This window comes from Citricoccus sp. (assembly GCF_035445025.1).
GTDB lineage: Bacteria > Actinomycetota > Actinomycetes > Actinomycetales > Micrococcaceae > Citricoccus.
This window is the reverse complement of record NZ_DAOMPX010000001.1, coordinates 186242-210080: the sequence shown is the minus strand read 5'-3', so window position 1 is coordinate 210080 and position 23839 is coordinate 186242. Positions and strand designations below refer to the sequence as shown.

Sequence of the window (23839 nt, the reverse complement as noted above, 5' to 3'; positions counted from 1 at the left end):
GGGGGCCGGTGGACCGGACCGGACTCCCGGGCCGGTTCAGCCGAGCTCGTCGCGGGTGGGCGGGTCGGCGCCCGGCCGGGAGGAGGTGATGGCCGCCGCCCGCGCTGCGTAGGCGAGCACCGCCGTCGTGTCCTCCGGGCTGATGCCCCGCAGCGCCTCCCGGCGGTCGGCACCGAGCAGGCCGCGGTCCTTGAGGGCGATCAGCAGTGCGGCGGTGAACGAGTCCCCCGCTCCCACCGTGTCCGCCACCTCCACGGGGTGCACGGGGTGCTCGGAGACGCCGGCGGCGGTGGCGCAGAGGATGGAGGTCGCCCCGCGGGTGACCACCACCATGGCCGGTTCGATCCGCTGCCACGCCACGATGGTGTCCTCGAGCGGGCGGTCCGGGTACAGCCAGGCCAGGTCCTCGTCCGAGGCGTGCACGACGTCGGCGAGCGCCACGGACTCCTCCGCCCGGCGCCGGGCCAGGGCGCGGTCCGGGACGATCGAGGGCCGGCAGTTCGGGTCGTAGCTGAGGGTGACGTCCGGCTCCAGGGTGGACAGCAGCTCCATGACGGTGGAGGCGCCCGGCTCGAGCATGGTGGCGATGGACCCGGCGTGCACGTGCGTCAGGGTCCGGCTCTTCCCGTCCCGGCACAGGGCCTGGCGGACCAGCTCGGAGAGCTCCGCGGCGGGGGGCAGCGTCCAGTCGAGGTCGAACGAGTAGTTCGCGGCCCCGGTGGGGTCCAGCCGGGCGGTGGCCACCGAGGTCGCGGTGTCGTCCGGGCCCAGGACGGAGTCCACGCCGTTGCGCGCCAGGTGGTCGCGGACCATGTCCCCGTACTCGTCCCGGCCATAGCGCCCGGTGAACAGCACGTTCTCCCCCAGGCGGGCCAGGCCGACGGCAACGTTCAGGGGACTTCCACCCACGTGGGCCCGTGGGGTGGCGGTGTCCGAGACGACGACGTCGACGAGCGCCTCGCCGATCACACCCACGTAGTCAGTCACGATTCAACGGTACCCTACGGGTCAGTTGACTCCCCGGGGATGAAGCCGCCCGCCGGACACCGCCGGGGCCGGACAGCCCCTCCTGCACGCCGACCGAAGGTGCACCGTGACCACGAACGACCCGCACACGCCCGCCGACCGGACGCCCGGACCGGACTCCCCCCGCCGCCGCCCCGCCTCGCGTCCCGCACTGACCCGACGCCTCGGCATCGGCTGGACCGTCCACGGTGACGGCCGGCGCATCGCCCCGGGCGAGGTGGTCGCCCCGGACGAGCGGCTGGGCTGGCCGCAGACCATCGGCGTGGGCGTGCAGCACGTCATGGCCATGTTCGGCGCCACCGTGCTGGTCCCCACCATCACCGGGTTCCCCGTGACCGCCTCCCTGTTCTTCTCCGGCGTGGGCACCCTGCTGTTCCTGGTCATCACCGCCGGGCGGGTGCCGTCCTATCTCGGCAGTTCCTTCGCGTTCATCGCCCCCATCTCCGCGGCCATGAACCAGCACGGGATCGGGGGTGCCCTCGGAGGCGTCCTGGTCACCGGCGTGGCCCTGTTCCTCGTGGGCCTGGTGGTGCAGAGGGCCGGCGTCGGCTGGATCCACGCCCTGATGCCGCCCGTGGTGATGGGCACGATCGTCGCGCTGATCGGCCTGAACCTGGCCGGTTCCACCACGCAGGCCATGGTCGACGTGCCGCTGACCACCTTCTCCACGACCCTGGCGATCGTCGTGGCCGCCGTCCTGTTCAAGGGCCTGCTCGGCCGGCTGTCCATCCTGCTGGGCATCATCGTGGGCTACCTGGTGGCGCTGGTGCAGGGGCAGGTCGACTTCGCCCCGGTCGGCCAGGCCGCCTGGGTGGGCCTGCCGCCGTTCCACGCGCCCGAGTTCCACTGGAACGTCCTGTTCCTGTTCCTGCCCGTGGTGCTCGTGCTCGTGGCGGAGAACATCGGGCACGTGAAGACCGTGGGCCTGATGACCGGCCGCGACCTGGAGGGTTCCTACGGGCGCGCGCTGATGGCCGACGGCCTGTCCACCACCCTGTCCGGGGCGGGCGGCGGCGTGGGCACCACCACGTACGCGGAGAACATCGGCGTCATGGCCTCCTCCCGCGTGTACTCCACCGCGGCGTACTGGGTGGCCGGGTGCACGGCCCTGGCCCTGGCGTTCCTGCCCAAGTTCGGCGCACTGATCAACACCATCCCCGCCGGGGTGCTCGGCGGGGCGGGGATCATCCTGTACGGGATGATCGGCGTGATGGGCGTGCGCATCTGGGTGCAGAACTCGGTGGACTTCTCCAACACCATCAACCTGATGGCGGCCGGCACGGGACTGATCGTCGCCATCGCCAACCCCACCCTGGACCTCGGCGGGATGCAGTTCGGCGGGATCGCCCTGGGCACGGCGATGGTGCTGGTGGTGTTCCACCTGATGACGTTCATCGCCCGGTGGCGCGGCACCGAACCGGTCCCCGCCGATCCGGACGGGGAACCGTACGAGTCGGCCGAGCCCGGCCGCCTCGGCTGAGCCTGCCCGTCCCGGCCCGTTCCGCCGTACGCTGGGGGCGTGGCCGAGCACACGGAACACCCGCAGCCCCCGACGCCGGCGCCCTGGCCCGCCGGGGCCGCCCACCTCGTGGTGTCCGGCCCCACCGGGTCCGGCAAGTCCACGGTCGGCCGGCTCGTGGCGACGGCGCTGGGCCGGGTCTGGGTGGAGGGGGACGCCTTCCACCCGGTGGCCAACCGCGAGAAGATGGCCGCCGGGACCCCCCTGGACGAGGACGACCGCGCGCCCTGGCTCGACCGGCTCGCCGCGGAGCTGGGCCGGCTGGGCGGGCTCGGACTGCCCGCGGTGCTGGCCTGCTCGGCGCTCAGGCGCGCCCACCGGGACGTGCTGCGTTCGTGCGGCTACCCCGTCACCGTGGTGCAGATCCTGGCCTCCCCGGACGAGCTGCGGGCCCGGCTGGCGTCGAGGCGGGAACACTTCATGCCGGCCTCGCTGGTGGACAGCCAGGCGGCCCTGATGGAACCGCTGGCCGCGGGGGAGGACGGGATCACGGTGGCCTCCACGGAGGACCCGCAGGCCACCGCGTCCCGCATCCTGGACGAGCTGGGCTTCGTGCTGTCCTGGGACTGAGGGACCCGACGGCCGCTCAGCGGCGCTTGCGCGGTTTCGAGGAGGACTTCGCCGGCGCCCTGGAGGGCTTCCTCGCCGGTCGCCCGCCCGCCGCCGCCCGCGATGCCCCGGTGGACGCGGAGCCCGCGGCGGACTGTCCGCGATCGTTCCGGGACGAGCCGGGACGTCGGCCCTTGGCGGCCCCGACGAAGTCCTGGACGAGTTCGGAGTCCGCCGACTTCAGCCAGGCCAGACCCACGCCCCAGCCCGGGTGGCCGGACAGCGGCAGCACGATCACGTCCTTGCGGCCGAACATGCGCGCCACGGATGCCGGCAGCACGGTGTGCCCGGTCCCGCTGGCGACGATCTCCACGGCCATCCGCTCCCCGGAGCCGGGGACCTCCGGCGCCTCCAGCGGATCGGCCGGCGGCTCGGGCGCGAACCGGTCCGGGTCCATGAGTGCCTGCGGGTCGAGCTCCTCCACGGGCACCGGGCCGTCCGCCTCGGGGTCCCAGGCGGCGAGCAGGTGGTCCTTGCCCACGCACACCACCGGGTCCTCCTCGTAGAACCGCACCACGTGCACGTCCTGCGGATCGATCCCGCCCGCGCGCAGCAGCGCCTCCGGCCCGGAGTCCAGCGACCAGCGCAGGTAGCCCAGCTGGGGCAGGCCCCGGGGGGCCGAGCCACCGGGACCGGGGGCCAGGAACGCCAGCTGCCCGCCGACGTCGTGGTTCACCAGCTGGGCCCGGCGCTCGCGCGAGGTGAAGCGGTCCACCCACTTGGAGGGGGAGGCACCGGGGATGGTGGAGAGGAAGAGCGTCTCCGGGACGGCCGGGACGGGCGCCGGCCGCGGATCGGACGCCCGGTCGCGGGCACGGGGCACGGGGCCTACTTCACCCGGTCCTTGAGGAACTGCACCGCGCGGGACCAGGCCAGGCGGGCCTGTTCGGGCCGGTAGTTGCCCTGCGGGTTCTCGTCGTTGTGGAAGGCGTGCGGGGCGTCGTAGAAGAAGTACTCCACCTCGGCACCAGACTCCTCGCGGATCTGCTGCTCCTGCTTGCGCGCCTGGTCCGGCGGGAACATCGAGTCCTGTTCGGCGTAGTGACCCTGCACGGCGGCCCTGACGCCCGCATAGGCGTCCGGGACGGCCTGGCCCACTCCGTAGAACGGCACGGCCGCCGAGACCTTCGGGCCCTGCTGGGCGGCCAGGGCGAGCACGAACCCCCCGCCCATGCAGAAGCCGATGGTGCCCACGGTCTGCGAGGTCACCGCGTCCAGGGACAGCAGGTAGTCCACGGCGCCGGCCAGCTGGCGTGCGCCCTCCTCGGCCGGCAGCTTGGACATCATCTCGCCGGCCTCGTCGCCGTCGTGGGCCACCCAGCCGCCGAAGAGGTCCGGGGCCAGGGCGGTGAAGCCCTCCGCGGCCAGGCGATCACACACGTCCCTGATGTGGTCGGTCAGTCCCCACCACTCCTGGATGACGATGACACCCGGCCCGGATCCGGACTCGGGCGTGGCCAGGTAGCCGTGGCCCAGCCGGTCGCCGTCCTGGCCGGGGTCCTTGTCGGGCAGCGGGAAGGTGGTGTTCTGGTGCGCGGTCTTGCCTGCCATGTACGGGCCTCCGTCGGTCTCGTCCTCAGGGCCCGGCGTCGTGGCGCCCTCGGCGCCGCCGGGTCCAGGTCCATCGCCAGTCTAGGGGTGCCCTCCCGCACGGCAAGTGCCCGTAGCGGGGACGCCCGGCGGTCGGGAACGCCCCGCCCTCCCGGGAGATCCACGGGAGAACGGGGGCGTGGTCGGCCCCAGGCGTCCGGTCGGCCGGCGGCCGCGGCGGGGGCGCTGCGGGGACCTCCCGGAGGAGGCCCTTGAGGATCAGGCCTGGGCGGTCTCCTCGGACGGCAGCACGAAGGAGGCGTCGATCAGGATCTTCACGTTGTCGGAGACGAGCACGCCACCGGCGGCGGCCTGCAGGGGGGCGTTCCAGGTGATGTTGAAGTCCTTGCGGGAGATCTCGCCCTTGGCCTCGAAGCCGGCGCGGGTCATGCCGAACGCGTCCACGGTCTGGCCGCCGAACTCGGCGTCCAGCTCGACGCGCTGGGTGATGCCCTTGATGGTCAGGTCGCCCACGAGGGTGAACTCGCCGGCGGCGTCTCCACGCACCTCGGTGGACACGAAGGTCATGTTCGGGTGGGCCTCGGTCTCGAAGAAGTCGGCTGCCTTGATGTGGGCGTCGCGGTCCGGCTGGCCGGTGTCGACGGAGTTGGCGTCGATGGTCACGTTCACGTTCGAGGCCGTGGCGTCGTCACCGACGACCAGCGAGCCCTCGACGGCGTTGAAGGTGCCGCGGACCTTGGAGATGCCGGCGTGGCGGACGGTGAAGTCCACGTCGGTGTGGGTGGCGTCCAGGTTCCAGGTACCGGGGGTCAGTGCGGTCATATGAGCTCTCCTCTGGGTTGCGGCGGCGTCCGGACCGCGGTCCGGCCGGTCCACCTTCTATGGTTGAACGTTCAATAGAACAGCGCCTCCCCGGGAAGTATTCCTGCCCGCGAGATGAACGTCCCGTGAACCTCGAGGTACTCCCGGGGAGCGCGCCGGTCCACCGCTTCCACCCCTACCCCATCCCGCCCGCCGCCCGCCACGGCCCGGGGCGGTCGAGCGTCCCCGGTCAGGCCGTCATGCGGGGACCAGCAGGACCCGCACGCGGTCGGCGGTTGGATAGGCTCGACACAGCCCGACCCACACGACGACCCGCCGCGCCCCGGACGACGACCGGGACCGGCGGACGGTGTCCGGTCACCCTCAACCTGCAATGGGAGTACCTGTGAAGATTGCGATCCTCGGCGGAGACGGCTTCTGTGGCTGGCCCGCCTCCCTGCACCTGTCTGACCTGGGCCACGAGGTGGTCATCGTGGACAACTTCTCCCGCCGGGTGATCGACGAGGAGCTGGGGGCGCAGTCCCTGACCCCCATCCGGTCCCTGTCCGAGCGGCGCGCCGCGTGGCAGGAGGTCTCCGGCAAGGAGATCGGCTTCGCCTTCCTGGACGTCGCCCAGGACTACGAGGGCCTGGTGGAGTTCTTCCGCACCGAGCGCCCGGACGCCGTGGTCCACTTCGCCGAGCAGCGCGCCGCGCCGTATTCCATGAAGTCCCCGAAGAACAAGCGCTACACCGTCGACAACAACGTCAACGCCACCCACAACGTGCTGTGCGCGATCGTCGACTCGGGCGTGGACATCCACCTCGTGCACCTGGGCACCATGGGCGTGTACGGCTACGGCACGGCAGGGATGAAGATCCCGGAGGGCTACCTGGACGTCGAGGTCACCGCCCAGGAGGACGCCGAGGGCAACCCGGTCGAACCGCACCGGATCCCGCAGCAGATCCTGTACCCGACCAACCCGGGGTCGATCTACCACATGACCAAGGTGCTGGACCAGCACCTCTTCGCCTACTACGTGAAGAATGACTCGCTGCGGATCACGGACCTGCACCAGGGCATCATCTGGGGCACGCACACCGCGCAGACCCAGCTCGACGAACGCCTCATCAACCGCTTCGACTACGACGGTGACTACGGCACGGTGCTGAACCGCTTCCTGATGCAGGCTGCGGTCGGCTACCCCCTGACCGTGCACGGCACCGGTGGCCAGACCCGCGCCTTCATCCACATGCAGGACATGGTCCGGTGCGTGCAGATCGCCCTGGAGAACCCGCCGGCCACCGGGGACCGGGTCAAGATCTTCAACCAGATGACCGAGACCCACCGCGTCCGGGACCTGGCCGAGCTGGTCGGGCGCATCACCGGCGCGGAGGTGCAGATGGTGCCCAACCCGCGCAAGGAGTCCGCCGAGAACGAGCTCCACGTGGTCAACGACGCCTTCATCGACCTGGGACTGAACCCGACCACCCTGTCCGAGGGCCTGCTGCTCGAGGTCGAGCAGATCGCCGAGAGGTACCGGGACCGCGCGGACCTGTCCAGGGTCCCGGCCACCTCCCTGTGGACGGCCCAGCAGCATGCCGGGATCCCGGAGTACACCCCGTCCCGCCCGGCGCCGGCGGAGCACGCCTCCGCCCAGTGACCTGACACGGGAGGTCCCCCGACGCCGGCGCCCGCGGTCCGGCGTCGGGAACCTCCCGCAGCGCCCGCCGAGGAGCCGCATGCGCATCGCGATGTTCACCGAGGTCTTCCTGCCCAAGATCGACGGGGTGGTGACCCGGGTGGTGCGCACCCTGGAACAGTTGAGGGACCTGGGCCACGAGGTCCTGCTCTTCGCCCCCGGCCACCCGCCGGCCGAGTACGCGGGCCACGAGGTGGTCCGGGTGCGCGGTGTCTCCCTGCGCCCGCTGTACCCCGAGCTGAAGGTCGGCATGCCCACCCCGGAGATCGCCCGGAAGATGGAGGCCTTCCGCCCGCACCTGGTGCACACGGTCAACCCGGTCTGGCTGGCCGCCTACGGGGTGCTCTCCGCAGGACGGCGCGACGTGCCCCAGCTGGCCAGCTTCCACACGGACGTCCCCCAGTACACCGAGTCGCTGCGGGTCGGCTGGGCACGGCACCCCGCGGAGAGCTGGATCCGGTTCATCCACAACAAGGCCGAGGTGAACCTGTGCACCTCCGGCCCCATGGTGGAGCGGGCCCGCCAGGTCGGGATCCGGCGGGTGGGCCTGTGGCCGAAGGCCGTGGACACCATCGGTTACCACCCCTCCCACGCCTCCGCGCCGATGCGCGCCCGGCTCACGGACGGCCACCCCGAGGCTCCCCTCGTGGTCTACGTGGGACGCATGAGCCGGGAGAAGGACCTGGATGCGCTCCTGGAACCCATGCGCCGGTTGCGGCAGCGGGTGCCCGGAGCCCGGCTGGCCATGGTCGGTTCGGGCCCCCACGTGGAGCAACTGAGGAGGCACTTCGACCCGGCGTGGACGGTGTTCACCGGTTACCTGTCCGGCCCCGAGCTGTCCCAGGCCTATGCGAGCGCGGACGTCTTCGCCTTCCCCTCGACCACGGAGACGCTGGGCCTGGTGGCCCTGGAGTCGATGGCCTCCGGGGTGCCCGTGGTGGGCGCCCGGGCGGGCGGGGTCCCCTTCGTGATCGACGACGCGCGGACCGGTTTCCTCGTCGACCCCGGTGACGTGGACGGCTGGGCGGACCGGCTCGGGCGACTGCTGGCGGATCCCGGACTGCGCCTCCGGATGGGCCGGGCCGCGCGCGAGGAGGCCGAACGGCATTCCTGGCGCGCCGCCACCCAGACGCTGGCGGGCTTCTACGACCAGGCGATCGACACCCACTGGAGGGACCACCGCAGTCTCAACGGGCCACTGCTGGACCGCTTCGCCCGGCCCATGCCCCGGCCCCTGGACTGAGAGGCGCCTCTTCCCGCGTGGCTCTTGCGGGCGACGGCCGTCAGGAGAAGGCGATGACGGCCCGAGCGGCCTGGTCCGGGACGGTCAGGTCGATCCCGGTGAGCTCCTGGAAGCGACGCAGCCGGTTCGTCACCGTGTTCCGGTGGCAGAACAGCTCGGTGGAGGTCTCCGCGATGCTCCCCGTCCGCAGGTAGCTGCGCACGGCCGATTCGACGGAGGAGCGTTCGGCCGGTCCGCAGCCCGCCAGCAGCGGAGACAGGTCCACCACCTCCCGCAGCGAGGTCCCCGCCAGCCTCTGCCTGATGACGCGCGTCCAGCCCCGTGCGGGGGTCATGCATCCCGCCTCTCCCGGACGGAGCACCTCAGCCAGCTCCCTGGCCAGGTGAACCGCCCTGCTCACCTCCGACATCCCCCGGACGTCCCCGACCGCGCCGACCCTCAGCTGGTCCACGCGTCGCAGGCGCGCCCGTCCCGTCCGCGGCGGGTGGGGGACGATCACCACCAGGCCGCTGCCCGTATAGGTCGAGAGCACCTGGGTGCCCTGGCGCTCCAGGGCAGCCGCCTCCACCCGCAACTGCTGCAGCGACTCGTCCCGGCTCGCATAGACGGAGTACTCCCACTCGACGCCCACTCCCAGCCGTTCGGCGATCTGCGCCAGCCGGGCGGGCGTCACCGGAGGCTCGGCGAGCAGCTCGGTGAGCAGGCCGCGCCGCTCGGCGTCTATCTCGTCGGCCATGCGCCGCTCCTCGACCAGGTAGGCGTGCTGCGTCTGCTGGACGTAGGTCTCCACCGTCTCGGACACCAGTGCCGCGTGACGAAGCAGGATGCCCATGTCATCGACGTCTCCGAGGGCGACCAGCTCCTCCCACAACAGGGCGAAGTCCAGGCGGATCGCACTCATGAGGCTCGTCAGCGGGATGCCGGCCCTGGCCCGGGTGACACCCACCTGGGTCGCGATGCCCTCGAGGACCCAGTGCTCCGTCCCGCGCAGTGCGGAGACCAGGCCCAGGAACGACTCCTCCGCGTCCTCGGCCACGCGAGACCACGGGATGGGTGGGTTCACGTAGTCGGGCAACTGCCGGACCGCGTCGAGGAAACGCCTCGTCAGGCCGTCGACGTCGAGACTGTCCAGCAGGCGCAGCCACCGGTCCCGGTCCTCCGGCAGCGGGGACGAGGACATGGGCGACGCGCTCATGACCACAGTGTATGTGCACATGCCCAATACTGAGGCGGGATCCGGGGGCACATGCCGTGCCGAAGCCAGCAGGATGCCCACCACACTGGTACGAAGCAACCGAGACTGTGATCTCACCCACATCCCTGAGAGGGTCGCCATGGACCAGCAGACCACCACCGGCATCATCCCCGATGCCGCTCCTCCGACCACCGCCAGCATCGAGTTCGGCGCGGCGCGGCAGCTCACCACCCGGGAGGCCAACCGGGTTGCCATGGGCGCCCTCATCGGCACCGCCCTGGAGTGGTACGACTTCTTCCTGTTCAGCGCCGCGGCGGCCATCGTCTTCAACGTCCAGTACTTCGCCACCGACAACGCGACGGCGGCCGCGCTGTCCTCGTTCGCCACCTTCGGTGTCGGGCTGGCGGCCCGCCCGCTCGGCGGTCTGGTCTTCGGTCACCTGGGCGACCGCATCGGCCGGCGCAAGGTCCTGATGATCACCATCGTCGGCATCGGGGCGGTGACCGGTCTGATCGGCATGCTCCCCACCTATGCGGCGATCGGCCTGGCCGCTCCCCTGCTGCTCGTCCTGCTGCGCATCGGCCAGGGACTGTTCGTGGGCGGTGAGTGGTCCGGGGCCATGACCATCGTGGTGGAGAACTCTCCCCTGGAGAAGCGGGCCATCTACGCCGCGATCCCCCAGATCGGCTCACCCATCGGCACGATCCTCTCCTCCGGCGGTTTCTACCTGCTGGCCCTGTGGATGACCCAGGAGTCCTTCGACGCCTGGGGCTGGCGCCTGCCGTTCCTGGCCGCCATCCCGATGCTCCTGGTGGCCCTGTACATCCGCAGCCGGCTTGAGGAATCGCCGGTGTTCGAGGAACTCATGGAAAAGGGTGAGACCGCACAGAGCCCCGTGCGGGAGACCCTCGGCGGGTACTGGCGCCACATCCTGGTCGGCATGGCGGCCGGTCTGCTGGGCATCGGCGGCTTCTACCTGGTGACCGCCTTCGTGGTCTGGTACGGCGTGAACATCCTCGAGTACGACCGCACGGTCATGCTCCTCGGAGGCCTGGTGGCCGCGGCCGTCGAGATCCCCGTGCTCATCCTGGCCGGCCGGGCCGGTGCCCGGTTCGGTGCCAGCAAGGTCATCCTGTGGGGCGGTCTCGCCTCCGCCGTGCTCGCCTGGCCCAGCTTCCTGATGATCGAGAGCGGCAACCCCGTGGTGGTCGTGCTCGGGATGACGATCGCCGTGGCGTCCCTCTCCATCCCCTACGCGGCCTCCGGCACCATCCTCACCGGCCTCTTCCCGGCCAAGTACCGGTACACCGGCGTGGGGCTGGCCCAGAACATCGCCGGGATGCTCTCCGGGTTCATCCCGGTGATCGCCACCGCCCTGGTGGCCACCGCTGCGAACCACTGGTGGCCCGCCGCGGTGATGCTCGTCTTCCTGTCCCTGTTCACCGCCTTCTCGGCACTGGTCTCCCCGCGGATGAGCGTGAACCTGCCCGGTTTCAAGCACTGAGTCGTCCCGCCTTCCCCCACTCTCCCCTTCCGCTCACCCGCCCCGGGGCCACCGGTCCCGGAACCACCGACCCCAAGGAGTCACCACCGTGTCACGCTCAGCCGGTCACCTGATCGTGGACACCCTCGCCGAGCACGGCGTGGAACGTGTCTACGTCGTCCCGGGAGAAAGCTACCTGGACGTCCTGGACGGCCTGCACGACGCGGCCATCCGCACCGTGGTCTGCCGACAGGAGGGCGGGGCCGGCTTCATGGCCCTGGCCGAGGGCCGGCTGACCGGCCGCCCCGGCGTGGCCATGGTCACCCGCGGGCCCGGCGCGGCCAACGCGATGATCGCGGTACACACGGCCTGGCAGGACGCCACGGCCATGGTGCTGATGGTGGGATTGATCCCGCACCGGGACCGCGGCCAGGAGTCGTTCCAGGAGTTCAGCCTGGACGGTTGGTTCGGTACCACCGCCAAGGGCGTGCTGACCGTGGAGGTCGCCGACCGTGCCGGCGAGGTGATCGCCCAGGCCATGCACCTGGCCGCCTCGGGCCGCCCGGGCCCGGTGGTGGTGGGCCTGCCGGAGGACATCCTGGTCCAGCTGACCGAGGCCCCGACACCGGCCCCCCGTCCCGTGGCCCGGCCGTCCGTCGACGCAGACCAACTCGAGCGGATCGGACAGCTGATCGCCGGGGCCCGGCGTCCCCTGCTCATCGCCGGCGGGGACGGCTGGCACGGTTCCACGGGTGCGGACCTCGCCACGCTGGCCGAGGCCGCCGGCATCCCGGTCGCCGCGGACTGGAGGGCCTACGACGCCGTGCCCAACTCATCACCCGCGTACGCCGGCTGGCTCGGGTACGGCCGGGCGGACACCCTGGCTTCCCGGCTGTTCGAGGCGGACCTGCTGCTCTTCGTCGGCTGCGGTCGCAGTGACGTCCTCAGCGAGGGCTACACGGCCGGGTTCGAGCCCACCACCGTGGTCGCCATGCCGGACCCGCAGGCCCTGATGCACCATGGCCGGATCGACGAGCTCGTGGTGGCCGGCCCCGCCACGGCTGTGGACGCCCTGTTCCGGCTCGGGGCGGACCGGCTCCGCGGCGAGCGCGGCGAGGAGTGGATGCGGTTGCTGGCCGCGGACCAACGCCGCTTCTCCCAGCCGGGCCCGGAGCACCCGCCGGAGGGCGTGGACCTCGGGGTCGCCTTCGGGGTCCTCGCCGAGCTGCTGCCGGCCGACCGCGTGTGCACCTACGGGGCGGGCAACGCCACCCTCTGGGGCCACCGGCACCTGGTGCACGAGGCACCCAACAGCCTGGTCGGGCCACGGAACGGGGCTATGGGGCTCGCCGTGCCGGCCGCCGTCGCCGCGAGCCTGGTGCACCCGGACCGCACCGTCGTCGCGGTCTGCGGGGACGGGGACTTCTTGATGAACGGCCAGGAGCTGTCCGTGGCGATCGCCGAGGGTGCGGCGCCGATCGTCGTCGTGGTGGACAACGGCCGGTACGGGACCATCGTGACGCACCAGCAGCGCGAGTACCCCGGCCGGGTCTCCGGGACGGACCTGGCGAATCCCGATTTCGGGGCATTCATGCGCTCGTTCGGTGGCTTCGGTGAGCGGGTCGAGACCACCGACGGCGTCCGGGGCGCCGTCGAGCGCGCCCTGGCCAGCCGTACGGCGGCCCTGATCCACCTCGTGGTGGACCGGGAGACCGTGCCGGCCGGCACTGCCAACGCTGTCGAAGCCGAGTTCGCCGGAGCCAGGCCATGATGCTGGACCAGCTGTTCGAGGCGGACGCCATCATCACCCTCGACCCGCAACGGCCTCGGGTCCGGCGGATGGGGGTCATCGGCGGGATGATCGTCGGGTTCGACGAGGATCTCAAGGGCATGACGGCCCGCAGCACCGAGCGCTTCGACGGTGCCACGATCGTCCCCGGCTTCAACGACGCGCACTGCCACACCACCTGGTGGGGACTGGGCCTGCAGGCCGTCCCGCTGGACCGCGCCCGTGGGCTGGAGGAGCTGTACTCGATGCTCGAGGCGGAGGTACGCAGGCTCGACGCCCAGCCGGACGCCTGGATCCACGGGACCGGTTTCAATGACAAGGACCACGACAGCCAGTACCCCAGCATCGATCGGCTGGACGCGATCACCGGGAACCGTCCGCTCTACCTGCGGCACACCTCGGGGCACTCGGCGATCACCAACACCGCCACGCTGCGCGCGGTGGGCGCGCTGGAGCCCGCTTTCACCGACCCCACGGGCGGTGCCGTGGTCCGGGACGCCGCCGGCCGGCCCACCGGCGTGCTGGAGGAGACCGCTCAGAGCCTGTTGCAGCGGCGTCTGCTGCCCTACGCGGCCGAGGACATCGCCGACGCACTCGACGCGGCCACCCGCCGCTACGCCGCACGCGGTATCACCAGCTTCACCGAGGCCGGGGTCGGCGGTGGTTGGATCGGCCACAGCCCCACGGAGGTCGCGGCCTACCAGCTGGCCGCGGAGACCGGCCGGTTGCACGCCCGTGCCCAGCTCATGCCCGCCCTGGACTCCCTGTCCACCGTGGACGGCCACGCGCAGGACTTCCACGGCATGGGCACCGCCCTGGGCCTGGGCCTCGGCGAGCGCTTCGCCTTCGGCACGGACCGCGTCCGCTTCGGTCACGTCAAGGTCTTCCTGGACGGCTCCCTGCTGGGGCGCACGGCGGCGGTCACGGAGTCCTTCTGCGGCCACCACGGGAACACCGGTTACCTTCTGGACACCCCAGAGCAGTACCGCGAACGGGTGAAGGCGGTGTACCGGGCCGGCTGGCCCATCGCGCTGCACGCCATCGGCGACGCGGCGATCGACCTCGCCCTGGACCTCATCGAGGACTGCCAGGACAGCTTCGGCCTCCGCGGGGCGCCCAACCGGATCGAGCACTTCGGGGTCTCCCGTCCGGACCAGGTGGCCCGGGCCGGTCGGCTAGGCGTGGCCGTGACGCCCCAGGCGGGATTCCTGCAGCCCATCGGTGACCAGATGGCCGACCGCCTGGACGACCACCGCCGGGACTGGATCTACCGCGGCCGGACACTGGTGGAGGCCGGCGTGATCCTGGCCGGGTCCAGCGACCTGCCCGTGGCGGACAACGACATGCTGCGGGGCATGCAGTCGGCCATCGACCGGCGCAGTGACACCGGTGCCGTCATCGGCGCGCAGGAGGGGCTCACCGCCGAGCAGGCGCTGCGTTCCTACACCGAGTGGTCGGCGGCGGCCAATGGCCAGTCCTCCACCCGGGGCACCCTCGCCCGCGCCAAGTTCGCCGACGCCGCCGTCCTCAGCGGCTCGCCCCTGGAGGCCGACGACCTCAACGACCTGGACGTCCTGGCGACCTTCGTGGGCGGCTCCTGCACCCACCGGCGCTGACCACCTGCGCCCGATCACCCCACCCCCGAACAGAACCCGGAGACCCGCTGTGACCATCGACGCCGTGTCCATCGACGCCACCGCCTTCCTCGCCGACTTCGCCTCCATGAGCACCCATGGCGCCACCGCGGGAGGAGGGGTGGACCGCCAGGCCGGAACACACGCCGACGGCCAGACGCGCAACTGGTTCCGTGGGCTGTGCGAGGCCCGTGGCTTCGAGGTGCGCTATGACCGGATCGGCAACCAGTTCGCCCTGCTCGAGCTCGTGCCGGGCGCCCCGTACATCGCGGTCGGTTCCCACCTGGACTCCCAGCCCTCCGGCGGCCGCTTTGACGGTGCCTACGGGGTCCTCGCCGCGGCGCACGCCGCGGCGGCGGTCCGTGACGCCGTCCCGGAGGAGGAGGCCGAGTTCAACATCGCGGTCGTCAACTGGTTCAACGAGGAGGGCTGCCGCTTCAAGCCGTCCATGATGGGCAGCTCGGTCTTCACCGGCAAGCTGGACGCCGAACAGGCGCTGGCGACCCGGGATCCGGACGGCGTCACGGTCCGCGAGGCCCTGCAGTCCCTGCGGACCGTCGGCGAGGCCAGCCTCGACCTCGCGGCGTACGTGGAGATCCACATCGAGCAGGGACGCTCGCTCGAGGACGCCGGAGCCACCATCGGTCTGGTGGAGTCCACCTGGGGCGCGAACAAGTACGAGTACACCGTCCACGGGGAGCAGGCGCACACCGGGGCCACGGTGATCGCGGACCGCCGGGACGCCCTGTTCGCCGCGTCGTCCATGGTGGTGGCCGCCCGTGAGGTCGCCGAACAGTTCACGGACGACGACGGGATGGTCATCACCTCGTGCGGCGAGTTCTCCGTGTACCCCAACTCCCCCGTGGTGGTGGCCAACCGGGTGGACCTGCTGATGGACCTGCGCAGCACGGACCCGCAGCGGCTCGCCGCGGCCGACGCGGAACTGCGGCGCCGCATCGAGGCGATCGCCGCCCGGGAGTCGGTGGAGATCGTTCGGGGGGCCGAGCACCTGTGGGACGCCAAGGCCTACGACCGGGCCGGCATGGAGCTGGCCCGCGAGTGCGCCGAGGGACTGGGCCTGCCCCATCGCGTGGTGCGGACCCTGGCCGGCCACGACTCCACGAACCTCAAGGACCTGGTCCCAACCATCATGCTGTTCATCCCCAGTGCGGAGGGCATCTCGCACAACGAGCGGGAGTACACCAGTGACGAGGACATGATCGCGGGCCTGCGCTTGCTCGAGGCGGTCGTGGCCAAGGCCGTGACGGGCCATTTCGTCGATCCGCGCTGATTCCAGGCCGGGTCGCTGCGGGGGCGGACCGCCCGCATGCGACCCCCACCGCACGACGTGGCCGTACTCATGACGAAGGCCCCGGACCGATGGTCCGGGGCCTTCCTCGACTCGCGTGCGCGAGGGGGGACTTGAACCCCCACGTCCGTAAGGACACTGGCACCTGAAGCCAGCGCGTCTGCCAATTCCGCCACTCGCGCGAGATTGCTGGTCTGTCTTCCCGGACGAAAGGCCTTGCGGATTCCTTCGTGCCGGTCAGAACAGCAGGGTCCATCTTAGCCACAACCTTCTCCGAATCCCAAATCGAGGACGGAGGCGGTGCGGACACCCGGTCTTCGGGCCCCGATGCGGCCACTGCCACCCCACCGGCACCGGCCACCGGTCCCCCTCGCAACCACTCCGCAATCCGCGGTGGTCCCGCCTCTCACGGTTCCCTCACCCCGGCCGCGTACTATCGACACAGACATCTGCGGAAAGGAGAACCCCGCGTGGGTCTTCTGGACAACCTCGAGCGCGGCCTGGAGAAGGCCGTGCAGTCGGCCTTCTCGGCCGGCGGCACCCGCGCGGTGAAGCCGGTCGAGATCGCCAATGCCCTCCGACTGGCCATGGACGACGAGGCCATGGCCCTCTCCGAGGGCCGCACCCTCGTGCCCAATGTCTTCACCGTGTCCTTCTCCACCCCTGACTTCGAGCTGGCCCGCAAGTGGGGCTCCGCCCTGGCCGAGGAACTGTGTGACGAGGCCATCCGCCACGCCCAGGACCAGGGGTACACCCTGCACGGTCCGGTCCGGGTCACCTTCGTCGAGGACGGCGCCCTGCGCCCCGGCAAGCTCGGGATCGAGGCCGTCTCCGACCGCACCGGCGGGGCGGACCAGGCGGGCGGCTCCGGTGCCGCGCCCACGGCGACCGGCTCGGCCGACGTCGCGCCCTCCGCGCCGGTGGAGCGTGAGCCGGCACCTCGCCCCACGCCCTCCCCCTCCCCGGGCCCGTCACCGGTCCCCCCGGCCGCCGTGGCACCCGCAGCCCCCAGGACCTCCAGCCCCGGACCCCGGGCCCGCCCTGTAGACGCCGACGCCCCCCTGCAGCCGGTCCTGGAGATCGATGGACGCAAGTACGCGATCAACGCGGACTCGATCGTGCTCGGCCGTTCGGCGGACGCGGACATCCTGGTGGACGACACCGGGGTCTCGCGCCGTCACCTGGAGGTGATCACCCGCGGGCCGACCGTCATGGCGGTCGACCTCGGCTCGACCAACGGCTTCTACGTCAATGACCGTAAGGTGGACGGGTCCACCGTGCTGCGTGACGGGGACCGGATCACCATGGGCCGGGTCACCATGGTCTTCCGCAAGCTACCGGCCAGGAACCAGGGAGGTGACCAGTGAGCGAACTCGCCGTCGCAGCCCTGCGCATGGGCCTGCTGTTGGTCATGTGGATCCTCATCATCTCCATCGTCTCCTCCCAGGGCCGTGACCTGATGGTGGGCGCCCGGAACAAGGTCCGTTCCCGCAGCGGGGCCGGCACGCCCGTCGCGGCCGGTGCCGGTGGCGGCACGTCCGCCGCCCCGACCGGCTCCTCCACGGCACCCTCCGCCCCCGGCGGACCCGCGGCCGCCCCGCCGGCCGCGCGCCCGCTGGCCACCCGGCTCGCGATCACGGAGGGCCCGCTGAAGGACACCGTCATCCAGCTCAACGGCACGCCGTTGCTGCTGGGCCGGGCCGAGGATGCCGACCTGGTGCTGGAGGACGACTACGTCTCGGGCCGCCACGCGCGGCTCTTCCCGCAGGGTTCGCGCTGGTTCCTCGAGGACCTCGGCTCCACGAACGGCACCTTCGTGAGCGGCAACCCGCTGTCCCGCACGGTCGCGGTCGAGCCGGGCACGCCCATTCGCATCGGCAAGACGGTGCTGGAGCTGAGGTCCTGAACCCGATGCCACTGGTCCTCCGTTTCGCCGCGCGGTCCGATGTGGGCAGGGTCAGGTCGAAGAACGACGACTCCGCCTACGCCGGCCTCCACCTCGCCGTCGTCGCCGACGGCATGGGTGGGCACGTCGGCGGGGACGTGGCCAGTGCCTCGACCGTCCTGGACCTCGCGGTGCTGGACGCCACGGGGTACCCGGACCCGTCCACCGTGCTGCCGGACGAGATCCAGAACGCGAACCTGATCCTGAACGACCTGGTGCACGCCAGCCCCAAGCTCGCCGGGATGGGCACCACCTGCACCGCGCTGCTGCTCGCGGGCGAGACCCTGCACCTGGCCCACATCGGCGATTCCCGCGCCTACCGCCTCAAGGACGGGTCCTTCGAACAGGTCAGCGTGGACCACACCTTCGTCCAGCGGCTCGTGGACGAGGGCCGGCTGGACCCCGCGGAGGCAGAGTCCCACCCGCACAAGAACGTGCTGATGCGGGTGCTGGGTGACGTGGACGCCTCCCCCGAGCTGGACATCTCGGCCCTCCCCGCCGCGCCCGGGGAACGCTGGCTGCTGTGCTCCGACGGGCTGACCGCCGTGGTCTCCCCGTCCACCATCGAGCAGAAGCTGCGGCACCGCCGGGACCTGCAGGCCATCGCCGACGAGCTGGTGGAGCTCACCCTGGCCGGCGGGGCGCCGGACAACGTCACCGTGGTCGCCCTCGAGGTGGCGGAGTCCACCGCCGAGGAGGCCGCCACCCCGCCCCGTGCCCAGCTCTCCGACGAGGCCCTGGCCGCCGCGACGCCCGCGGAGACGGGCCCGGTCTCGGGTTCCCTGCTGCGCGAGGACCTGGAGTCCCGCCCCCACGTCCTGGTCGGGGCGGCCGCCCAGGCCACCGACACCGGCCAGATCCCGATCGTCACCCGGCGCAGCACCCAGAAGCGGGCCGCCACGCTGCTGACCGGCGCCGGCGAGGCCGAGACCGCTCCGCCCCTGGACCCCCTGGCCGCGAGTGCCGCCTCCGAGCTGATCGGCGGCAGCCGGCCCGCTGATCCGGACACGGCTGACCCCGCCCGCGGTGACGCCGTGGAGCAGGTGGCCGACCACCCGGTCCGCCGCCGCCGGTCGGTGTTCATCCCGGTGTTCACCGCCCTGCTGGCACTGATCTTCGCCGTCGTCCTGACCTGGGGCTACCTCTGGACCCAGACGCAGTACTACGTCGGGACCCACGAGGGACGGGTGGCCATCTACAACGGGGTCTCCCAGAGACTGGGACCGATCACCCTGTCCCACCTGGACACCGAGACCGCCGTGATGCTGGACGACCTGCCGTCCTATACCCGCCAGCGCGTCGAGTCCGGGCTGCCGGCCCGGGACCTGGAACACGCCCAGGAGATCGTCGCCGACCTGGAGAACTCCGTGACCCCTGCCCCACCCGCCACTCCGCGGCCCTCCGGGTCTGCCAGCCCGCGCGGAACCGACGGCCCGACCAGGACGGCCACGCCGTCCGGGAGCCCCTCGCCGGAGCGCACCACCAGCCCGAGCCCCGCCGGGGGTGCCGGCTGATGCACCAGGTCGTCGTCCCGGTGCGTCCGCGCCGCAACACCGAACTCGTCCTGCTCCTGCTCGGGCTGTGCATCGGGGTCGGAGCCAACCTGCTCGGCGCCATCGGCATGGACCGGGAGATCACCCCGGAATACTGGGTCCAGGGTGCCGTGCTGGCGATCATGGCCCTGCTGTTCCACCTCGTGCTGCGCCTCAAGGCCCGCTACGCGGACCCGTACATCCTGCCCATCGTCATCACCCTCAACGGGCTGGGCATCGCGATGATCCACCGGATCGACGTCGCCGAGGGGGACGACGCCGCCTCCCGCCAGCTGATCTGGACGGTGGTCGCCATGGGCGCGGCGATCACGCTGCTGTGGCTGTTGAAGGACCACCGGATCCTGCGCCGCTGGCCCTACCTGTTCCTGGCCATCTCCGGCCTCCTGCTCCTGCTCCCGCTCGTTCCCGGACTGGGCATGGAGATCAACGGGGCACGGATCTGGATCAACCTCGGGGTCGGTTCGTTCCAGCCCGGTGAGGTCGCCAAGGTCACGCTGGCCGTCTTCTTCGCGGGGTACCTCTCCGCCAACCGGGACCTGATCCTGCTCGCCGGCAAGAGGATCGGGCCGATCACGTTCCCGCGGTTCCGGGACATGGGCCCGCTCGTGGTGGCCTGGCTGATCTCCATGGGCGTGCTGGTGTTCCAGCGGGACCTGGGGTCCGCCATCCTGTTCTTCGGCCTGTTCATGGCCATGATCTACCTCGCCACCTCGCGGACCTCCTGGATCCTGCTCGGCCTGGCCCTGGTCGCCGTGGGCGGCGTGATCGCCGTCAACACCATCTCCCACGTCGGACTGCGGGTGGACGCCTGGCTCAACGCCTTCGACCCCGAGGTCTACAACCGGGGCGCCGGCAGCTACCAGATCGTCCAGGGCCTGTTCGGGCTGGCCTCCGGTGGCCTGCTGGGCACCGGGCTGGGCGGGGGCCGTCCGGACATCGTGGCCTTCGCGAACTCGGACATGATCATCGCCTCCTTCGGCGAGGAGCTCGGGTTCGTCGGGCTGGCGGCCATCATCATGCTGTTCGTGCTGCTGGTGACCCGGATCATGCGGGCCGCCCTGGGCACCCGGGACACCTTCGGCAAGCTGCTGGCCGCCGGGCTGGCGTTCACCATGGCCCTGCAGTGCTTCGTGGTCATCGGCGGTGTCACCATGGTCATCCCGCTGACCGGCCTGACCACGCCGTTCATGGCCGCCGGCGGTTCGTCGCTGCTGGCGAACTGGCTGGTGGTCGCCCTCGTGCTCATGGTCTCCCAGTCCGCGCGCCGGCCGGTCGCCGTCGGGCCGATGGTCAATGCCTCCGGGGCCGGTTCCGGCCACCAGGACCCTGCCACCGGTGCCGCCACGCCGGGGCCGGAGACCCCCGTCACCGCCATACCGGGAGGTGAGATCGCATGAACCAGGCCATCCGCAACACCTGGGTCGTCATCATCGCCATGTTCATGGTGCTCATCGCGGCCATCTCGATCATCCAGGTGGTCGCCGCAGACACCCTGAAGAACAACGACTTCAACTCCCGGCAGCTGTACCAGGAGTTCGGCTCGGCCCGGGGTCCGATCCTCGTGGACGGGGCGGCGATCGCCGAGTCGGTGGAGTCCAATGACGACTTCAATTACCAGCGCGTCTACCACGACCCCCTGCTGTACTCCGGGCTGACCGGTTTCTACTCCCTGACGTACGGCGCCACCGGGCTCGAGGACAAGATGAACCGTTACCTGGCCGGCACCTCGGACGGCCAGTTCGTGGACCGCATCGTCGAGCTGTTCTCGGGCACGCCCATGGAGGGTGCCCAGGTCGAGCTGACGATCGACCCGCAGATGCAGCAGGTCGCCTACGACGCCCTGCCGGACGGGGTCACCGCCTCTGCGGTCATCACGGATCCGAAGACCGGGGACATCCTGGCGATGGCCTCCAAGCCGAGCTTCGACACCAACCTGCTGGCGGTGCACTCGGGGGCCAAGGCCTCGGCCAACATGGAGGAGCTGCAGTCCGTCCCGGGCCTGAGCCCCTACGTGAACCGTCCCACCGCCTCCCTCGCCGCCCCCGGGTCCACGTTCAAGCTGATCGACACGGTGGCCATGCTCGAGTCGGGCCAGTACCAGCCGGACTCCGTGCTCGAGGTCCCGGACAGCATCACCCTGCCGAACTCCAGCACCCAGCTGGGGAACTTCGGCGGCGGGATCTGCGGCACCTTCGACCAGGCCACCCTCGCGGAGATCTTCGCCCAGTCCTGCAACACCCCCTTCGCCACCGCCGCGATGGAGCTGGGCCAGGACAGGATCCGCACCACGGCCGAGAACTTCGGCTTCAACGAGTCCTTCGACATCCCGCTGACGGTCTCCGGCTCGCAGTTCCCCGAGGACATGGACGACGCGGAACTGGCGCAGTCCGCGCTGGGCCAGCGCAACGTCAAGGCCACCGCCCTGCAGATGAACATGGTGGCCGCGGCCATCGCCAACGACGGGACCCTGATGAAACCGCAGCTGATCGATTCCATCCGCGGCTCGGACCTGACCCTGCTGGAGGAGACCCAGCCGGAGGTCTTCAAGCGTTCCACCACCCCGGAGGTCGCGGCCCAGATGACCCAGATGATGCGCGGGGTGGTGGAGGGCGGGACCGCCTACCGGGCGAAGTCGAACACGGTGGACATCGCCGCGAAGACCGGCACCGCGCAGATCAGCGCCGAGACGGACGACGTCCACTCCTGGATCACCGGGTTCGCCCCGGCCGACGACCCGCAGGTGGCCGTCACGCTCGTGTACCAGAACATCGACTACGACACCGGCAGCGCGCTGACGTCGACGAAACTGAAGGACATCATGGAGGCGGTGGTCACACAGTGAGGCCGACATCGGGTATCACGCTGGGCGGCAGGTACCAGCTCACCGAGCGCATCGCCATCGGCGGGATGGGCGAGGTCTGGAAGGCCAGGGACAAGGTCCTGGGCCGGCTCACGGCGGTGAAGATCCTCAAGGAGGAGTACACCGGGGACGCGAACTTCCTGCGCCGGTTCCGTGCCGAGGCCCAGCACACGGCCCTGCTGAACCACCCCGGGGTCGCCAACGTCTTCGACTACGGTGAGGAGGACGGCTCCGGTTACCTCGTGATGGAGCTGGTCCCCGGCCAGCCGCTGTCCGCGATCCTGGACAAGGAGAAGGTCCTGTCCCCGGACCGGACCCTGAACATCATCGCGCAGACGGCACGTGCCCTCTCCGCCGCGCACGCCCAGGGCCTGGTGCACCGGGACGTGAAGCCGGGCAACCTGCTGATCACCCCGCACGGCCGGGTCAAGGTCACGGACTTCGGCATCGCCCGCCTGGCCGACCAGGTGCCCCTCACGGCGACCGGGCAGGTCATGGGCACCGCCCAGTACCTGGCGCCCGAGCAGGCCACGGGCCAGCAGGCCACCGGCTCCTCCGACATCTACTCCCTCGGGGTCATCGGTTACGAGTGCCTCGTGGGACGCCGCCCGTTCTCGGGCGAGTCCCAGATCGCCATCGCCCTGGCCCAGGTCAACGACCCGCCACCGCCGCTGCCGGAGACGATCCCGGAGCCGGTGCGGGCGCTCATCCTGTCCATGCTCGCCAAGGAGGCCCAGGACCGCCCGGCCAATGCCACGTCCCTGGCCGACGCCGCCGAGGCGCTGCGCCGCCAGGACACCGCCTCCGCGGCGGCCTCGGTCCCCGGGATGCTGCCGTTCCTCACCTCGGGCGCCGCGGCTGCCGGTGCACCCACCGAGGCCATGACCCAGCCGGTGGACTACTCGGGCATGACCCAGACCCACGCCACCGAGATCATCGACCGCTCCCCGGGGGCCTCCGGTTCCCGGGGCACCGGCACCTCGGCCCTGCCGGTGGCCGGCGCGGCTGCCGCGGGTGCGGCCGCGGGCGCCGGGGCCGGGCCGATCTCGGCCACCGGCTCGCCCGACGGCGTCCCCGGCACCGACACGTCCGGTCTCGCCGCACCCGGTGGGTCCGGGGGTGCCGACGACCACGACGCACTGGACCGCACGGCCGGGCGCAAGCGGCGCAGCCCGTGGACCTGGCCGATGATCGGACTGGTGGCCCTGGCGGGCTTCGTCATCCTCGGCATGTGGCTCGGCCCGATGCTCGCCGGTGGCGGTGGCGAGGAGACCACCTCGGCTCCGCCCACCTCGGCCAGCGAGACCAGCACGCTGCCGGAGACCGTCGACGTGGTGGCAGCGCAGTACCGCGGACAGCAGATCGACGACGTCACCCGCGCCCTGCAGGCCCTGGGACTCGAGGTCGAGGCCAGGCCCATCGAGGACAGCAGCCCCGAGGGCACCGTCCTGTCCCTCTCCCCGCAGGGCGAGATGCCCGTGGGCACGCTGGTGACGGTGGACTACTCGACCGGCCCCCAGGCGCCCGCCACCACCTCGGCACCGCCGACCACGACCGCACCGCCGGCCACCACCTCGGCACCGCCGACCACGACCGCACCGCCGGCCACCACCTCGGCAC

At 71.5% G+C, this 23839-nt stretch carries 19 protein-coding genes and 1 tRNA gene; 14 read left to right on the top strand and 6 right to left on the bottom strand.

Annotation, left to right across the window (positions count from 1 at the left end; all coding sequences use genetic code 11):
- Positions 1 to 36 precede the first annotated feature (36 nt).
- Entirely contained in the window at positions 37 to 987 is a 951-nt protein-coding gene (locus PLJ28_RS01005; RefSeq protein WP_298042593.1) for a carbohydrate kinase family protein, read from the bottom strand.
- A 190-nt stretch (positions 988 to 1177) separates the two neighbouring features.
- On the opposite strand from PLJ28_RS01005, the gene PLJ28_RS01000 reads away from it, so the two are divergent.
- Complete coding sequence (locus PLJ28_RS01000) at positions 1178 to 2506, top strand: uracil-xanthine permease family protein (protein ID WP_298042609.1); 1329 nt, start codon at positions 1178 to 1180, stop codon at positions 2504 to 2506.
- A gap of 39 nt (positions 2507 to 2545) precedes the next feature.
- Positions 2546 to 3115 carry a gluconokinase gene (locus PLJ28_RS00995; protein ID WP_298042591.1) on the top strand — a complete coding sequence of 190 codons (570 nt, stop codon included), beginning with the start codon at positions 2546 to 2548 and terminating at the stop codon, positions 3113 to 3115.
- Between the two features lie 16 nt (positions 3116 to 3131).
- On the opposite strand, the gene PLJ28_RS00990 is transcribed toward PLJ28_RS00995, so the two are convergent.
- From PLJ28_RS00990 to PLJ28_RS00980, 3 genes are all read right to left on the bottom strand, one after another.
- A complete protein-coding gene (locus PLJ28_RS00990; protein WP_298042589.1) occupies positions 3132 to 3977 on the bottom strand; it encodes a LysR family transcriptional regulator substrate-binding protein in 846 nt (281 codons plus the stop codon).
- 5 nt (positions 3978 to 3982) lie between these two features.
- The gene (locus PLJ28_RS00985; protein WP_298042586.1) at positions 3983 to 4705 is read right to left on the bottom strand and encodes a dienelactone hydrolase family protein; all 723 of its coding nucleotides are present in this window, start codon (positions 4703 to 4705) and stop codon (positions 3983 to 3985) included.
- 258 nt (positions 4706 to 4963) lie between these two features.
- On the bottom strand, positions 4964 to 5527 hold the full coding sequence (locus PLJ28_RS00980; RefSeq protein WP_010145364.1) for a YceI family protein: 564 nt from the start codon (positions 5525 to 5527) through the stop codon (positions 4964 to 4966).
- A gap of 385 nt (positions 5528 to 5912) precedes the next feature.
- Here PLJ28_RS00980 and PLJ28_RS00975 point away from each other — a divergent pair, with 385 nt between their 5' ends.
- Both PLJ28_RS00975 and PLJ28_RS00970 read left to right on the top strand, forming a co-directional pair.
- Complete coding sequence (locus tag PLJ28_RS00975; protein ID WP_324589835.1) at positions 5913 to 7169, top strand: NAD-dependent epimerase/dehydratase family protein; 1257 nt, start codon at positions 5913 to 5915, stop codon at positions 7167 to 7169.
- Positions 7170 to 7248: 79 nt separating this feature from the next.
- Positions 7249 to 8451 (top strand): glycosyltransferase family 4 protein, encoded by a 1203-nt coding sequence (locus PLJ28_RS00970; protein WP_324589834.1) that lies wholly within the window; start codon positions 7249 to 7251, stop codon positions 8449 to 8451.
- A gap of 40 nt (positions 8452 to 8491) precedes the next feature.
- On the opposite strand, the gene PLJ28_RS00965 is transcribed toward PLJ28_RS00970, so the two are convergent.
- A complete protein-coding gene (locus PLJ28_RS00965) occupies positions 8492 to 9646 on the bottom strand; it encodes a PucR family transcriptional regulator (protein WP_298042577.1) in 1155 nt (384 codons plus the stop codon).
- A 139-nt stretch (positions 9647 to 9785) separates the two neighbouring features.
- Here PLJ28_RS00965 and PLJ28_RS00960 point away from each other — a divergent pair, with 139 nt between their 5' ends.
- From PLJ28_RS00960 to PLJ28_RS00945, 4 genes are all read left to right on the top strand, one after another.
- Positions 9786 to 11150: an MFS transporter gene (locus PLJ28_RS00960; protein WP_324589833.1), complete on the top strand. Its 1365-nt coding sequence runs from the start codon at positions 9786 to 9788 to the stop codon at positions 11148 to 11150.
- Between the two features lie 88 nt (positions 11151 to 11238).
- Positions 11239 to 12900, top strand: coding sequence for a thiamine pyrophosphate-dependent enzyme (locus PLJ28_RS00955; protein ID WP_324589832.1), 1662 nt, complete (start codon positions 11239 to 11241; stop codon positions 12898 to 12900).
- On the top strand, positions 12897 to 14534 hold the full coding sequence (locus PLJ28_RS00950; protein ID WP_298042568.1) for an amidohydrolase: 1638 nt from the start codon (positions 12897 to 12899) through the stop codon (positions 14532 to 14534). Before PLJ28_RS00955 ends, PLJ28_RS00950 begins: the two co-directional genes overlap by 4 nt.
- A gap of 106 nt (positions 14535 to 14640) precedes the next feature.
- Positions 14641 to 15843 (top strand): M20 family metallo-hydrolase, encoded by a 1203-nt coding sequence (locus tag PLJ28_RS00945; protein ID WP_502876472.1) that lies wholly within the window; start codon positions 14641 to 14643, stop codon positions 15841 to 15843.
- Between the two features lie 116 nt (positions 15844 to 15959).
- On the opposite strand, the gene PLJ28_RS00940 is transcribed toward PLJ28_RS00945, so the two are convergent.
- Positions 15960 to 16043: transfer RNA gene (locus PLJ28_RS00940), tRNA-Leu, on the bottom strand.
- A gap of 288 nt (positions 16044 to 16331) precedes the next feature.
- On the opposite strand from PLJ28_RS00940, the gene PLJ28_RS00935 reads away from it, so the two are divergent.
- The 6 genes from PLJ28_RS00935 to PLJ28_RS00910 all read left to right on the top strand — a co-directional run.
- Positions 16332 to 17228 carry an FHA domain-containing protein gene (locus PLJ28_RS00935; RefSeq protein ID WP_324589831.1) on the top strand — a complete coding sequence of 299 codons (897 nt, stop codon included), beginning with the start codon at positions 16332 to 16334 and terminating at the stop codon, positions 17226 to 17228.
- Positions 17225 to 17767: an FHA domain-containing protein FhaB/FipA gene (locus PLJ28_RS00930; protein WP_298042559.1), complete on the top strand. Its 543-nt coding sequence runs from the start codon at positions 17225 to 17227 to the stop codon at positions 17765 to 17767. The genes PLJ28_RS00935 and PLJ28_RS00930 overlap by 4 nt, the downstream gene beginning before the upstream one ends.
- Positions 17768 to 17772: 5 nt before the next feature.
- Positions 17773 to 19320, top strand: a complete 1548-nt coding sequence (locus PLJ28_RS00925; protein WP_324589830.1) for a PP2C family protein-serine/threonine phosphatase — start codon at positions 17773 to 17775, stop codon at positions 19318 to 19320.
- Positions 19320 to 20756 carry an FtsW/RodA/SpoVE family cell cycle protein gene (locus PLJ28_RS00920; protein ID WP_298042553.1) on the top strand — a complete coding sequence of 479 codons (1437 nt, stop codon included), beginning with the start codon at positions 19320 to 19322 and terminating at the stop codon, positions 20754 to 20756. Before PLJ28_RS00925 ends, PLJ28_RS00920 begins: the two co-directional genes overlap by 1 nt.
- The gene (locus PLJ28_RS00915) at positions 20753 to 22201 is read left to right on the top strand and encodes a penicillin-binding transpeptidase domain-containing protein (RefSeq protein ID WP_298042550.1); all 1449 of its coding nucleotides are present in this window, start codon (positions 20753 to 20755) and stop codon (positions 22199 to 22201) included. Before PLJ28_RS00920 ends, PLJ28_RS00915 begins: the two co-directional genes overlap by 4 nt.
- On the top strand, positions 22198 to 23839 hold a 1642-nt coding region (locus PLJ28_RS00910), incomplete at its 3' end, for a protein kinase domain-containing protein (RefSeq protein WP_324589829.1). The genes PLJ28_RS00915 and PLJ28_RS00910, both read left to right, overlap by 4 nt.

Bases quoted from the DNA above. Each gene is read 5' to 3' on its own strand.
- PLJ28_RS00965 (WP_298042577.1), bottom strand. From the start codon at position 9,646: ATGAGCGCGTCGCCCATGTCCTCGTCCCCGCTGCCGGAGGACCGGGAC.
- PLJ28_RS00925 (WP_324589830.1), top strand. From the start codon at position 17,773: ATGCCACTGGTCCTCCGTTTCGCCGCGCGGTCCGATGTGGGCAGGGTC.
- PLJ28_RS00950 (WP_298042568.1), top strand. From the start codon at position 12,897: ATGATGCTGGACCAGCTGTTCGAGGCGGACGCCATCATCACCCTCGAC.
- PLJ28_RS00985 (WP_298042586.1), bottom strand. From the start codon at position 4,705: ATGGCAGGCAAGACCGCGCACCAGAACACCACCTTCCCGCTGCCCGAC.
- PLJ28_RS00970 (WP_324589834.1), top strand. From the start codon at position 7,249: ATGCGCATCGCGATGTTCACCGAGGTCTTCCTGCCCAAGATCGACGGG.
- PLJ28_RS00915 (WP_298042550.1), top strand. From the start codon at position 20,753: ATGAACCAGGCCATCCGCAACACCTGGGTCGTCATCATCGCCATGTTC.
- PLJ28_RS00960 (WP_324589833.1), top strand. From the start codon at position 9,786: ATGGACCAGCAGACCACCACCGGCATCATCCCCGATGCCGCTCCTCCG.
- PLJ28_RS00980 (WP_010145364.1), bottom strand. From the start codon at position 5,527: ATGACCGCACTGACCCCCGGTACCTGGAACCTGGACGCCACCCACACC.
- PLJ28_RS00945 (WP_502876472.1), top strand. From the start codon at position 14,641: ATGAGCACCCATGGCGCCACCGCGGGAGGAGGGGTGGACCGCCAGGCC.
- PLJ28_RS00920 (WP_298042553.1), top strand. From the start codon at position 19,320: ATGCACCAGGTCGTCGTCCCGGTGCGTCCGCGCCGCAACACCGAACTC.